Below are 13,053 nucleotides of genomic sequence, written 5' to 3'. Positions count from 1 at the left end.
TCATCCTTTGACGGACCCTGCAGTCAGGCCCTTGGTCATGAAACGTTCAAGCCCCAGGAACAGCGCCATGATCGGAACAGTGGCAATCACCGCACCAGCCATCAGGTGTTGTCTGGGGATTTCCGAGGAGTTCAGCATCGTCACACCTCGGGTCAGGGTGAATTTCGATGGGTCGTCCAGCAGCATGAAGGCCAGCAGGAACTCATTCCAGGCGATCATGAAGACATAGAGCGATACGGAGGCCAGTGCAGGCAGGCTGAGCGGCAGAGTGATCTTCCAGATCACCGATATACGCGACAGCCCATCCATCAGGCCGGCCTCTTCCACCTCAGTTGGCAGTCCGCGGAAGTAACCTTGCAGCATATACAGCGCGACTGGGATCGTTGTGACCGGGTAGATCATCACAATGCCCAGGATCGAGTTGCGCAGCCCGGTCAGCGAAAACGCGATATAGATCGGCAGCGCCAGAACGATCATCGGCACCATGTAGATCAACAGGATCGAGCGCGAGAACGCCTTTTGCCCTTTGAACCGGAACCGCGCTACAGCATAGGCACCGGGCACGCTGAACAGCAGGGTGATGAACACCGTCAGGACCGAGACATAAAGCGAGGTCCAAAGATAAGTACCGAAATTGAAATCCCGGAACAGCTCGGTATAGCTGCGGAACAGTTCAAAGCCTTGAGACAGGTCGACCGAGAAATCCAGAGGGTTCTGCAACAGGGCTTGCTGCGACTTAAGGCTGGTCATCACCATCACATAGAACGGGATGATCACAATCGCGGTGAAGAAGATATAGCCAAAGCCGGTGCAGAACCGGATCACGGCCTCTTCGTATTCATGGCGGGTAAGCTCTCCGAATGGTGTCTCTTTCAGGATTGCGGCCATGGACAGATGCATGACAACCGCAATTGCGATCACGGTCACCAGCATCGCCTGCAAGGATGTGTCTGCACCGATTAAAACCGGGCCGAAACTGGTCAGACAAGATAGACCCATTAGCGCGGAAATGCCCAGACGGGCCGGCGCGCGTTGCGCCGGGAAGCGGACATAGACTAGACCGGCCACTGCCCCCCAAATCAGGCAGAGCAGGACCTGCGGCCTGAATGCCGCGCCGGTTGAGAATGACATGGTGATGGCAACCGAAGTCGCGATGACCACAAGCCAGAGTGCACCCAAAAGCGGGGCGGTAATATACCCTTTGCGCATCATAGACCCTCCTCACGGCTGATGAAGCGGAAGAAGACGAAGCTGAATGCGATCAGGCACATCAGGATCACGACCGCGACTGCCGCGCCTGCACCGATGTTGGAAATCGCAAAGGCCTGTTCATAGACATTCACGGTCAGAGTACGGGTGCCCGCGTTGCCCCCGGTCAGCAGGAAGATGTCGTCAAACTTGTTGAACGTCCAAATGAAGCGCAGCAGGAACAGCACCGACAGGATGCCCAACAATTGCGGGATGCTCAGCAGCCAGAACTTCTGGAAGGGAGAGGCCCCATCCATATCGGCTGCTTCATACATGCTGGAGTCGATGGATTGCATCCGCGCCAGAATGAACAGGAAGGACAGCGGGAAATAGCGCCAGATCTCGAACACCGTCACCATGATCAATGCCAAGGGGCGTTCGCCGAAGAAATTGATCGGTTCGCTGCTCAGGCCCATCTGAACCAACAGCGCGTTGGCCGAGCCCGAGAATGGATCGAACAGGGTAACCCATGTGAAGGCGACAGCGATCACCGGGGCCACATAGGGGAACAGGTAGAGGCCCCGTATGAAACCTTGCCCCCTGAAGCTTTTGTTCAACAGCAAGGCTGCGAACAAGCCCATCAACAGGGCTCCGATCGTGCCAAACACCGTGTAGAACAGCGTCACCCAAAGCACGCCCCAAAACTCGTCCCCGTCGAACACGCGAGCATAGTTTTCAAGGCTAAATTCAAAGTTCGTAAGCACACTGGGGCCACTGCCGGTCAAATCCGGTTCAGACCCTTCGATCAAGTCTTCGAATTCATCCGGTTCTCCGTCTACAGAAACGGGGATACGGATGCGCTCGCGTTGGCCACCTTCCAGGTCGCCGAAATCGCAGAACAGGTTTTGCCCGTCCAGTATGCAAGGGCTTGTCACCTCTTGCGCAGTAACGCCGTCAGGCAATACGTCGGTCAGGGTGACACCGGTAACGGCGATGTCCTGACTGGAGTTCCGAAGCCGGTACTCGATCCGCAGATCGTCGCCGGATCCGCGCAGGCTTTCACGCACCACAGGTGCAGGCGGGCGCAGGTCGGACAGGTTGAAGGGTTTGAAGCTGATCCAGAAGATCGCCAGCAATGGCAGGATCACAACCAGCGACACACTGATGATGGTCGGAGCCAGCAGCGTCCAGGCCAAACGCGCTTCGCGTTTGGCTAACGCCCCGGTCCCTGTCGGTGGGGTGGCCGAAGACATGGGATACCTCGAAGGGTTGGGTGCAGCGGCGTAATCGCCGCTGCATGTGTCACAAGGTTACTGAACCTTCGCGAGCTCGTCGTTCATTGCGGCCACTGCAGCGGCGGCATCGATTTCATCGTCGATATATTGGCGCACGACCCGGTTGATGGCCTGGCTGTTGATCATTTTGGACGCCAAAGCCAGCTGGCCTTCAGCAACGCCCCAGCGCTGCGCCACGTCCAGACCGCCGACGATCTCATCGATCATCGCCTGATCATACAGCTCGCCCAACGGGGCTTTGCGGTCCACACCAACGGGCAGCTCTGCCCAAGCTTCCGAGAACGCGGTCGGGTTGTCAGCATTACCGCGACGGACCGGGAACTTGCCCTCGGGTGCGATGGCCAGTGTTTGAGTATAGCCGTCGTCCATGGCGAATTTCACGAACTCCATCGCCGCGTCTGTGTCGGCGTCGTTCGTGATTCCAAAGTAACGAACGTCGCCCCAAGCCGCGCCATCAGGGTTAGACGGGCCAGAGAAGTTCGTAACGATGCCGGTTTTGGAGGCCAGATCGCGCGAGGTCGGATCATCATTGATGGTCGGCGGGGCGCTGTCGCGCAGGCCTGCCAATTCGTCCAGAATGAAGGGCGACCAGATAATCATCGCGGCTTTGCCATCGAAATACAGCTCACGCGATTGCTTCCAGAACAGCTCACCCGGAGGCGAGGCTTTTGAGATCGCTTTGTAGAAGTCCAGAACCTCGGTGGTTTTAGCTTCATCAAGCGGTTGGAAACCATCCGCGCCGACAGGTGATACTCCATTGGCGAGGAACACATGTTCCAGTACCTGGCTCATAAAGTTTTCGTCCACCTTGGTGGCTGCAACAAAACCGTACATCTCAGGCGGATTGTGCAGCTTGTCCAGTGCGGCAACAACACTGGCGAACGAGTTCGGGGCTTCAAGACCTGCGTCGTCGAACAGGTCCTTGCGATAGATGACCATCTGCGTCCAGCCATCAACCGGCACCGATGCGGTTTCGCCATTGAACGCTGCCATGCCAAGCGCACCGGGGGCGAAAGTGTCAGCACCCAGCTCTTCGATCACCTCGGTTGCGGCCTCGGTGTCCAGAATGCCCGCTTCGGCCCAGGGTAGGGCGTATTGCAACGGATGATAAACTACATCCGGGAGGTCCCCGGCAGCAAACGCGGCTGTGGCACGTGTGCCCAGATCGCTTTCAGTGACCGGGATCACTTCGACCGTGGTACCAGTCTCAGCCTTGAACTGGTCGGCCATTTCCTGTTGTTTGGCCAGCCGCTCGGGCTGTTCTTCTGTGGTCCAGAAACGGATCGTATCCGCCTGAGCTGACACCGCTGTTAAAACTAGCGCAAGCGATGTTCCAAGCATCAGTCGCGATGCTTTTGTCTTAAGGTTCATTGTGGGTTTCCTCCCCGTTTATGATCGTTGAACAGATTGATTTTTTGAGCCAGTTCCTCGGGTGTCAGCCGAGGAGGCCCGTCGGAGTCACGTGCAATCAACACGGCGTCACTAAGTTCGCGCAGGTCTGCGGACGATTCTCCACGCGCCTGGCGGATCAGCATGGTTGCAAGGCGCTCACCGGCGCGCTGGGAATCCACACTGAATGTCGTCAGTCCGGGGTTGACATATTGGCATTCGGGTATGCCGTCATATCCCAGAATTGATACGTCTTTTCCAATCTCAAGGCCCAAATCGGCACAAACGGGATAGCACCCGAGTGCGGCGAGATCGGTCGCAAAAATGATTGCCGTCGGTGGGCGTTTCAAATTCAAAAGCGCACGCGCCTCAACCGCACCTTCTTCGCGCGTACGGGCGCCTTCACGGATCAGTTCGGCATCAAAGGTCAGACCCGCAGCCTTGAGGCCTTCGAGATAGCCATCACGGCGTAAATGGCTGTAGTTGAATTTTGGATCGCTGCCGACATAGCCGATGCGTGTATGGCCGAATTCGACGAGGCGCTCGAACGCATTGCGAATGGCCGTTTCACCCGAGATGTCGAACCAGGAGTTATTTTCCTGCGCGGCGGGCTGCCCATATCGAGTGCGCCCAAACATGATGAATGGAACCTTGAGCTCTTCAAGGTATTTTACGCGCGCGTCGTCGACTTCGGTCCGAGGTAGGATGAACCCATCGGCTTTGTGTTCTTCGACAAGTCGCCCCAGCACGTTCAGCATGTCTTCTTCGGACCGCGCAGTGGAAATGGTCAAAGTCCAATCGGATGCACTTGCAGCTTCACAAGCGCCTGCAAGAAAGTCCTGAAGAAAGGGGTTATGCCCGTCTGGTTCTTCGCTGCTGATCACCATTGCGATGGCGCGCACCCGTCCGGTTCGAATCGCCTGGGCATGGCTTAGAGGGCGATAGCCCATCTTACGCGCAGTGACCTCGACCCGCTTTCGTGTGGCTTCCGAAATGTCGGTATACCCGTTCAAAGCCCGGGACACGGTGCTTTTCGAAAGCCCTAGATGCTCGGCCAATTCATCCAGTTTCACCCTTCCGGGGCCGGAAAGGTGCCGTGGCCTTGATTGAGGCCGCTGGGGACTGGGATTCGCCATCATGTTTCCATTTGTTCGTTCCGAAACCGGTTTCGGCAATTAAAAAATCAACTTTCTTGATGCCTGCCGCATTAGAACTAGGCGGTTCGTGAACTCCACGCTTGTCGTAAAAGGCTAAAAAACAGCCAGTGCGCCTTTAGATTCGGGCGAATTCTGGTGCTCAATCTTGTTAGCCGTGCCTCGCTGCGCCCATCAGAAACGCAAAGGGCAAATGTTGTTTCTTGCTTCAAAGATGTAGCTGGCCGAGTGCGGGGCTTGGCTTTGATTGATTGTTGGAGGTCATGCGAACCCAGCTTGCGCCCACACACTTTGCCTGAGCTACCAATACTTGTTAGCGGCTGCGTTCAATAAGAATTGCGAATGAACCGATGCAAGACCTTCTGAAATGAATTGCGCGCATAAAAAAGCCCCGCTCAGCGCAGGGCCAAGCGGGGCAATATCGATCGATTAAGGGTTGGCTTTATTCCCGGTTCCCCAGAAGCTGCAGCAGGAACATGAACATGTTGATGAAGTCCAGATACAGGTTCAACGCGCCCATGATGGCCGCTTTGCCCAGCCACTCCTGATCGCCCGCATGGGCCATCTGCAGGTAGGTTGTTTTGATCTTCTGCGTGTCATACGCGGTCAAGCCGGCAAAGATCAGCACGCCCAGAATCGACACTGCAAACATGATTGCAGGCGACTGCAGGAAGATGTTGATCACCATCGCAACGATCAGGCCAATCACGCCCATCATCAGGAAGGTGCCCATGCCGGACAGGTCTTTCTTGGTTACATAACCATAAAGCGACAAGCCCGCGAAGGCGATCGAGGTCACGAGAAATACCTGCGCGATCGAGATGCCGGTGAAGGCCACGAAAATCCAGCTTAGCGATAGGCCCATGACGGCCGCAAACGCGTAAAAGAACAGCTGCGCACCGGCTGCGGACAAGCGGTTGATAGCCGCGCCAAAGCCAAACACCATCGCCAGAGGTGCAAACATCACAATCCAACCCAGAATGTTCGGGCTGAGCGTAACAGGATCGCGGAAGATCGAAAGCAGTTGCGGGCTGGACCCGACGGCCCACGCCACAGCAAATGTGATCAGCATACCTACGGACATTGTGCCGTAGACTTTGTTCATATGGGCGCGCAGGCCCTCGTCAATCTCGGCAGCGCGCGCGCCGGACGCCGTCCGGATCGTGTCGAATTGTGCCATTTAAGGGTCTCCCTTCAATATTCTGTTCGCAGCCCACGGTTGCGGACCGGTTTCCCGGTAAATATCGGAGAGTGTGGCCCTCGTTTCAAGGGTTTTACGACCGAAACTCAGCAAAACTGTCAGTAATTTTCCTGACTGGTGCCAAAAAACTAGCGGCTTAGGTGTCAAATTCACCAAGCCGCCAGTATTTTTCATTTAATACAGATGCTTGTGCCAGTTTTCCGGTGCATCCCAGATCGGACGTGCAGCCTCGGTTTGCGCATCTGAGCGTGAAATCCCGATGTCGTCCAGCGCACGATCATCAAGCTGTGCCAATGTGCGACGCTGTCGTGTGAGGCTAAGCAGGTCAAGTATCCTGGTCCCAAGTGCTTTGCCTTTGATGCGGCGTGGGGTTGAGATGGCTATATGGGTCATAACGCTTGCCCTTTCCTGGTTGCTTGATGAAACACTGTGCTTCAATCAAATTCCTTGATCTATATGGGGCAGTCTGACATATTTTGGAAATGAATGTTTATGACGTGACTCATAAAGGATATTGAAGATGCGAAATCTGGACATCACAACTTTGCGCTCATTCATAGCGGTTGCTGATCATGGTGGTGTGACGCGTGCTGCCGGATTCCTTCACCTCACACAGTCTGCAGTTTCGATGCAGCTCAAACGGCTGGAAGAGCTTTTGGGGCTGGAACTGCTGGATCGATCTGGCCGCACCATTGCCCTAACTGCGTCAGGAGAGCAGTTGCTGGCTTATGCGCGTCGGATGATTGCATTGAATGACGAGGTGATAGGTCGGCTGACAGATCAGGCGTTTGAAGGTGAAGTTGTACTGGGCGTGCCGCATGACGTGGTCCATCCCTTCATTCCCAGGGTCTTGAAGCGGTTCAATGCCAGTTTCCCCCGGGTTAGCGTGAATCTGGTGACGTCGAACACACGTCAACTGAAGGAAGAGTTCGCGCGCGGAGCATTCGATCTGATTCTGACGACGGAATCGGGGGCAGGCGAGGGGGCCGAAACCCTGCACCATATGCCGTTGCGTTGGGTCGGTGCCCTGAATGGGTCAGCCTGGCGGCAAAAGCCTTTGCGTCTGGGATTCTGCCGGAACTGTATTTTCCGACCTGTTGCAACCACCGCGTTAGATGATGTGGGGATCGAATGGGATATGAGCATAGACAGCGATTCTGACCGCACTGTCGAAGCCACCGTCAGCGCGGATTTGGCTGTGGGAGTGCTGTTGGAAGGCACCCAGCCGAGCCATCAGGAACTGATCGACCATGCAGGCGTGTTGCCTGATCTACCTGTACAGTTCATCAACCTCTACGGTGCTGAACGGGTACGCGAAGAATACGTGGCAGAGCTTGCGAATTTGTTGCGTCAGAACTTTAATCACCCGACCGCACATCCGCTTAAAGTGGCGAGTTGATACGGATCACCACTTTGCCCGTTGATTTGCGATCGCGGAGCAACTGCAGCCCCTCAGCTACATCTTGCAGAGGCAGGATGTGGCTGATGTGCGGTTTGATCCGTCCCTCTGAATGCCAACGGAACAGGGTGGTGAAGCTGTCACGTACAACCTCGGGCCGGAAGTTCAGATACCCGCCGATATACACGCCGATTACGGTCAGGTTCTTAACAAGAAGATGGTTGGCGGGAATCTGGGGGATTTCTCCTCCGGCAAATCCAATAGGTAGCAAGCGACCTTCTGGATTGGTGGCACGGAAGGCGGCTTTGAAAACATCACCACCGATTGCATCGTAAACCACATCAGCTCCGCCCAATGCACGGACTTGTTCACGCAGGTCTTCGTCCGCATCGATCAGGTGGTCCGCTCCGGCCTTTTGTGCCACTGCCAGCTTATCTCGCCCTCTCGCTTGCGCGATCACAGTGGCGCCCATCAGCTTCCCAATCTCCACGGCCGTAAGTCCGACACCGCCCGCCGCGCCGGTAACAAGCAGTGTCTCGCCTGGCTGTAATCGGGCGCGGTGTTCCAGAGCGATATGGCTGGTGCCATAAGCGATCTGGATTGCCGCGGCGTCTTCGAAACTCATGGAATCAGGTACCGGGATCGCCCGGTCTGCATCAAAGACCCCCGATTCGGCTAACCCACCTTGACCGGAATAGACCGCAACGCGATCGCCCAGCTTCAGATCTGTCGCATTGTTTCCAATTTCGGTAACAATCCCCGCTATCTCCATGCCCAGCGTAAATGGGGGTTCGGGGGTGTCTTGATATGTACCCTTTTGCATCAGTAGGTCTGCAAAGTTCAGGCCACAGGCTTTGATCTTAACGCGAACCTGATTGTCTCCCGCAAGTGCTTCTGGCGTGTCGCATAGCCTTGCAGGAGTTCCTTTGGTCTCTATACGAAATGCCTGCATCACCGGTCTCCGCTGTTTTTTGCTATAGGTTGCGTGGTGATGAGAATTGTCAATTCCAATCATTAGATTGGCTGTGGTCTCGCATGGAGTGGCGTGGAACTGTTTCCAATAGGGAAACTTTGAGTTTTCACATTCGCGACACAACCACAAACCACTGTACGAATTCCTTGATTCAACCAACTTGAAAAAAAAACTAATTACGGCAATATTACGCTATGGTGCTGTTCGGGGGGCACGTTCCGGATTAGGGAGTTCTTAAGCAGCGACCCGCTAACTCAGCGGTTATGGCTGCTGTCGCGGTTTCCCGGACAGGTGTTTGTGTAAAGGAGACTACCAATGACCCATCACGTCGATGTCCATGTGGGCAAACGCGTCCGGCATCGCCGCTGGCTGATTGGCATGACTCAGCAGCAGTTAGCGCAGCAAGTTGGTATCAAGTTTCAACAAATTCAAAAATACGAAACAGGGGCCAACCGGATAAGCGCGTCGCGCTTGTGGGACATTGCCGAGGCATTGGATGTTCCCGTCAGCTTCTTCTTCGATGGACTTGAAGAGACTCAGAAATCGGCTTCGGAAAAGAAATCGGTTCCTGCGGATCTGATGGGGGACAAAGAAGCGCTTGACCTCGTTCGTTCATACTATGCGATACCTGAAAACCAGCGTCGTCGTCTGTTTGAACTGGCCCGCGTGTTAAGTGACGTTGCCTGATACAATCACTTGACTTCGCGGGGCGTCGGGCGCACGGGTAAGCCATGCAAAACACCCCGCTAAGTGATCTAGAGATTGCCGAACAAATGGCCGACGCGGCGCGTGCGGCCATTCTTCCATTTTTCCGACAGTCGAATCTAAAAACTGACAACAAGTTGGCGTCTGGTTTCGATCCGGTTACTGCTGCGGACCGTCAAGCTGAACAAGCCATGCGAGCGGTGCTGGCTAAACACCGCCCAGAAGATGGGATTCTGGGGGAGGAGTTCGGCAAGAACTCTGGCACAAGCGGACGGGTTTGGGTGCTGGACCCAATTGACGGCACGCGCGGATTTATCAGCGGCACGCCCACCTGGGGCGTCCTGATTGCGCTGAGCGACGAAACCGGGCCTAAGCTCGGCGTTATTGATCAGCCCTATATCGGTGAGCGATTTGTTGGGGATAAGGATCAGGCCTATGTCGAAGGCCCGATGGGCCGGTCAGCGCTTGGAACCCGTGATACTCGGACAATAGACGAGGCCATCATCTTTACCACCTTTCCCGAAGTTGGCAGCGAGGTAGAGGCTGCAGCTTTCAAGGCCGTCGCTCAGAACGCGAAGCTGACGCGCTATGGGATGGATTGCTATGCCTATGCCCTGCTCGCGGCAGGGCAGATCGATTTGGTCGTTGAGGCGGGATTGAATGCCTACGACATCCAGGCTCCAATCGCTGTAATCAAAGCCGCTGGCGGTGTCGTGACAGATTGGCGGGGTAATCCGGCACATGACGGCGGGCGGGCACTTGCGGCGGCTAATGCGGATGTTCACGCTGCTGCTCTGGAAATCCTGAAACAATACTAAACCGGTTGCCGCGGGTCTTCTGCGGCACTACACTGATCCCGGCTGGTTCTTGCGCCCGTTTTCCACCAGCCAAACACTCTACGCATGAGACGGGCTGAATGCGGGAGTGTACAAAATGACCGAAATTCTGATCCGTAACGCCGACGTAATCGTAACCATGGACGATTCGCGGCAAGAGCTTGCAGGCGCTGACCTTCTGGTTCGCGATGGAAAGATAGTAAAGATTGGCCATGGCCTGACCAGCCAAGGAGAAATCCATGATGCCTCCGGCTGTGTCGTGACACCCGGATTGGTAAACACCCATCATCACCTTTATCAAACTCTGACGCGCGCTGTGCCTGGTGGGCAGGATGCGCTGCTGTTTGGATGGTTGCGAACGCTTTATCCCATCTGGGCACATTTTGGACCCGACGAGATGTTTATCTCGGCCCAAATTGGACTGGCAGAGCTGGCGTTGTCTGGATGCACGCTAAGTTCTGACCACCTCTACCTTTTTCCCAATGGCGCCCGGCTGGAAGATACGATTCATGCAGCGTCGGAGCTGGGTTTACGTTTCCATCCCACACGTGGGGCGATGAGTATTGGTGAAAGTGACGGGGGCTTGCCCCCTGATGCGCTGATCGAATCCGAGCAGGCCATTCTGGACGATATGATCCGCGTGGTTGACGCCTTTAATGACCCGTCTGACGGATCAATGTGCCGCGTCGGGCTGGCGCCCTGTTCACCGTTCTCGGTCAGCCGCGACCTGATGCGCGAAGCAGCCATGTTGGCACGTGAAAAAGGCGTGATGCTGCATACGCATTTGGCCGAAAACGACGAAGATATCGCCTATTCCGAAGAGAAATTTGGATGCCGACCCGGCCAATATGCCGAAGAACTGGGCTGGACTGGCTCGGATGTCTGGCATGCACATTGCGTCAAACTAGATGGCAGCGAAATTGATCTGTTCGCACGCAGTCGAACGGGCGTGGCCCATTGCCCCTGTTCGAATTGTCGCCTTGGGTCGGGCATCGCTCCTGTACGCGCAATGCGCGATCGCGGAGTGCCGGTCGGTCTTGGCGTTGATGGCTCTGCCAGCAATGACAGCAGCAATCTGATGGCCGAGGCGCGTCAGTCCATGTTGCTGCAACGGGTCGCAAACGGTGCTGATGAGATGTCGGCCCGTGAAGCGCTCGAGATTGCAACCCGAGGCGGGGCAGATGTGCTGAACCGTCCCGATTGCGGGCGCCTTTTGCCCGGCAAACGCGCCGACATTGCCATTTGGGATGTGCGTGGCATCGAAAGTGCAGGCAGCTGGGATCCGGCTGCGCTGTTGCTTGCGGGACCAACGCGCGTGAAACACCTGTTTGTTGAAGGGCGTCAGATCGTTCGCGATGGTCAGATCGCCACAATCGACTTGCCGAAGGCTATAGAGACCCAAAACCGTCTCGCGCGCGCTTTGGCCGAATAACGGGGTCCACCTTCATTTGGCTTCAAATATCCTCGCCGAAGGCATGGGCCGTCGGCCCATTAAGGTCAGCCCAAAACGGATCGTCCTCCGATCCATACATCGACCACAGCCCGATCATCGCCCATCATGATGGTCGGGAATACCGCCTCCCAAAGATCATCAGCGTGCGCTTCGCGCTGGGCGATGGCTGGAGTCGAGGCCAAATCCAAGACGACCAGATCGGCCTCCATTCCCACGGCGATATTGCCGATGCGATCATCCATCCGCAGCGTGCGAGATGATCCAACCGTTCCGAGCCAAAGCAATTGCGACGGATGCAACGGGCGGCCTCGCAATTGACCGATTTCATAAGCCGCAGCCATGGTGCGCAGCATTGAAAAGCTGGAACCGCCGCCGGTGTCGGTTGCAAGACCCACCCGATGCCCTTCGTGAATCAGGCCATTCATGTCAAACAGGCCCGAGCCGATGAATGTATTCGAGGTTGGACAGTGGATCAGCGCTGCATCCACTTCGCGCAGGCGATCACGTTCGCGATCTTCCAGATGAATTACGTGACCATAGAGGCCATTCCCACCCAATAAACCAAACTGCTCATAGGTATCCAGGTAATCGCGCGCGTTAGGGAAGAGGGAACGGACCCATTCGATTTCGTCAGTCTGTTCGCTGAGATGGGTCTGCATCAAACACTCGGGATGCTCAGCCCAAAGTGCACCCATCGCTTCCAACTGCTCGGGAGTTGAGGTGGGTGAAAACCGCGGCGTGATGGCGTAGGAAATCCGATCAACGCCGTGCCATTTTTCAAGTAGCGCTTTGGATTGGTCGTACCCGGTTTGAGCGGTGTCGCGCAGGCCTTCAGGCGCATTTCTGTCCATACAGGTTTTGCCTGCAACAACCCTTTGTCCTCGTGTCTGTGCGGCAGTAAAAAAGGCATCAACACTTTCGGGGTGAATGGTGCAGAAACTGCACATGGTCGTCGTGCCGTGGGCAGCCGTCAGATCCAGATATCTGTTTGCGATTTCCGAAGCATAGTTCGGGTCTGCGAACTTCATCTCTTCGGGGAACGTGTAGCTGTTCAGCCAATCAATCAGCCGTTTGCCCCAACTCGCGATCATCGCCGTCTGCGGATAGTGAACATGTGGATCGACAAACCCGGCCATGATCAGATGATTGCCATAGTCCTGAATGCGGGCGTCGGGATGCTCGTCAGATAGGTCGGACGCCGATCCTAACGCGACGATACGACCGTCTTCGATCAGCACCGCTTCGTGAGTTTTGGTCGCATCCGTGGGTTCACCTTCGAACGGTGAGCCGGTGAAGCTGAGCACGCGTCCCTTCAGAAGCGTCTTTTGCGCCATTTGTCTTGTTCTCCGCCTGTTTGGGGCCGTCAACCAGCATAGGGGCGCGAAAGATGTGGGTAAATTGGAGCATTGTCATTGTTTTCCGGTAGCTGCTTCTTCTATCTAGAAGCAATCCACGAGCAA

The 13,053-nt window shown here is 55.7% G+C and carries 12 protein-coding genes; 4 read left to right on the top strand and 8 right to left on the bottom strand.

Going from position 1 to position 13,053, the window contains the following annotated elements; genetic code table 11:
- From ACR0B3_RS07780 to ACR0B3_RS07755, 6 genes are all read right to left on the bottom strand, one after another.
- A complete protein-coding gene (locus ACR0B3_RS07780) occupies positions 1-1,209 on the bottom strand; it encodes a carbohydrate ABC transporter permease (protein ID WP_480808558.1) in 1,209 nt (402 codons plus the stop codon).
- Positions 1,209-2,441 (bottom strand): carbohydrate ABC transporter permease, encoded by a 1,233-nt coding sequence (locus ACR0B3_RS07775; RefSeq protein ID WP_170723557.1) that lies wholly within the window; start codon positions 2,439-2,441, stop codon positions 1,209-1,211. Before ACR0B3_RS07775 ends, ACR0B3_RS07780 begins: the two co-directional genes overlap by 1 nt.
- A gap of 57 nt (positions 2,442-2,498) precedes the next feature.
- Positions 2,499-3,854, bottom strand: coding sequence for an extracellular solute-binding protein (locus ACR0B3_RS07770; RefSeq protein WP_170683292.1), 1,356 nt, complete (start codon positions 3,852-3,854; stop codon positions 2,499-2,501).
- Entirely contained in the window at positions 3,851-4,945 is a 1,095-nt protein-coding gene (locus tag ACR0B3_RS07765; protein ID WP_480808557.1) for a LacI family DNA-binding transcriptional regulator, read from the bottom strand. The genes ACR0B3_RS07770 and ACR0B3_RS07765 overlap by 4 nt, the downstream gene beginning before the upstream one ends.
- A gap of 523 nt (positions 4,946-5,468) precedes the next feature.
- Positions 5,469-6,206, bottom strand: a complete 738-nt coding sequence (locus ACR0B3_RS07760) for a Bax inhibitor-1/YccA family protein (RefSeq protein WP_170588520.1) — start codon at positions 6,204-6,206, stop codon at positions 5,469-5,471.
- A gap of 195 nt (positions 6,207-6,401) precedes the next feature.
- The gene (locus ACR0B3_RS07755; RefSeq protein WP_480808556.1) at positions 6,402-6,620 is read right to left on the bottom strand and encodes a DUF1127 domain-containing protein; all 219 of its coding nucleotides are present in this window, start codon (positions 6,618-6,620) and stop codon (positions 6,402-6,404) included.
- Positions 6,621-6,747: 127 nt separating this feature from the next.
- Between ACR0B3_RS07755 and ACR0B3_RS07750 the strand changes: the two genes are divergently transcribed.
- Positions 6,748-7,626: a LysR family transcriptional regulator gene (locus tag ACR0B3_RS07750; RefSeq protein ID WP_480808555.1), complete on the top strand. Its 879-nt coding sequence runs from the start codon at positions 6,748-6,750 to the stop codon at positions 7,624-7,626.
- Here the strand turns inward: ACR0B3_RS07750 and ACR0B3_RS07745 are convergent.
- Entirely contained in the window at positions 7,610-8,578 is a 969-nt protein-coding gene (locus ACR0B3_RS07745; RefSeq protein ID WP_480808554.1) for an NADPH:quinone oxidoreductase family protein, read from the bottom strand. The genes ACR0B3_RS07750 and ACR0B3_RS07745 overlap by 17 nt on opposite strands.
- Positions 8,579-8,914: 336 nt before the next feature.
- Here ACR0B3_RS07745 and ACR0B3_RS07740 point away from each other — a divergent pair, with 336 nt between their 5' ends.
- The 3 genes from ACR0B3_RS07740 to ACR0B3_RS07730 all read left to right on the top strand — a co-directional run bounded on the left by ACR0B3_RS07740 (position 8,915) and on the right by ACR0B3_RS07730 (position 11,572).
- Entirely contained in the window at positions 8,915-9,286 is a 372-nt protein-coding gene (locus ACR0B3_RS07740; RefSeq protein WP_170683287.1) for a helix-turn-helix domain-containing protein, read from the top strand.
- 44 nt (positions 9,287-9,330) lie between these two features.
- Complete coding sequence (gene hisN / locus ACR0B3_RS07735) at positions 9,331-10,122, top strand: histidinol-phosphatase (protein ID WP_480808553.1); 792 nt, start codon at positions 9,331-9,333, stop codon at positions 10,120-10,122.
- A 115-nt stretch (positions 10,123-10,237) separates the two neighbouring features.
- Positions 10,238-11,572, top strand: a complete 1,335-nt coding sequence (locus ACR0B3_RS07730) for an 8-oxoguanine deaminase (RefSeq protein ID WP_480808552.1) — start codon at positions 10,238-10,240, stop codon at positions 11,570-11,572.
- 65 nt (positions 11,573-11,637) lie between these two features.
- Here ACR0B3_RS07730 and guaD read toward each other — a convergent pair whose 3' ends face one another.
- Positions 11,638-12,927 (bottom strand): guanine deaminase, encoded by a 1,290-nt coding sequence (gene guaD, locus ACR0B3_RS07725; RefSeq protein WP_480808551.1) that lies wholly within the window; start codon positions 12,925-12,927, stop codon positions 11,638-11,640.
- Positions 12,928-13,053: the final 126 nt, after the last annotated feature.

This window comes from Ruegeria sp. CE9, from assembly GCF_056537425.1.
Note: the sequence above shows the minus strand (reverse complement) of the source record. Positions and strands in the feature narration are given on the sequence as shown.

Bases quoted from the DNA above. Each gene is read 5' to 3' on its own strand.
- ACR0B3_RS07780 (WP_480808558.1), bottom strand. From the start codon at position 1,209: ATGCGCAAAGGGTATATTACCGCCCCGCTTTTGGGTGCACTCTGGCTT.
- ACR0B3_RS07775 (WP_170723557.1), bottom strand. From the start codon at position 2,441: ATGTCTTCGGCCACCCCACCGACAGGGACCGGGGCGTTAGCCAAACGC.
- ACR0B3_RS07770 (WP_170683292.1), bottom strand. From the start codon at position 3,854: ATGAACCTTAAGACAAAAGCATCGCGACTGATGCTTGGAACATCGCTT.
- ACR0B3_RS07760 (WP_170588520.1), bottom strand. From the start codon at position 6,206: ATGGCACAATTCGACACGATCCGGACGGCGTCCGGCGCGCGCGCTGCC.
- ACR0B3_RS07755 (WP_480808556.1), bottom strand. From the start codon at position 6,620: ATGACCCATATAGCCATCTCAACCCCACGCCGCATCAAAGGCAAAGCA.
- ACR0B3_RS07750 (WP_480808555.1), top strand. From the start codon at position 6,748: ATGCGAAATCTGGACATCACAACTTTGCGCTCATTCATAGCGGTTGCT.
- ACR0B3_RS07745 (WP_480808554.1), bottom strand. From the start codon at position 8,578: ATGCAGGCATTTCGTATAGAGACCAAAGGAACTCCTGCAAGGCTATGC.
- ACR0B3_RS07740 (WP_170683287.1), top strand. From the start codon at position 8,915: ATGACCCATCACGTCGATGTCCATGTGGGCAAACGCGTCCGGCATCGC.
- hisN (WP_480808553.1), top strand. From the start codon at position 9,331: ATGCAAAACACCCCGCTAAGTGATCTAGAGATTGCCGAACAAATGGCC.
- ACR0B3_RS07730 (WP_480808552.1), top strand. From the start codon at position 10,238: ATGACCGAAATTCTGATCCGTAACGCCGACGTAATCGTAACCATGGAC.
- guaD (WP_480808551.1), bottom strand. From the start codon at position 12,927: ATGGCGCAAAAGACGCTTCTGAAGGGACGCGTGCTCAGCTTCACCGGC.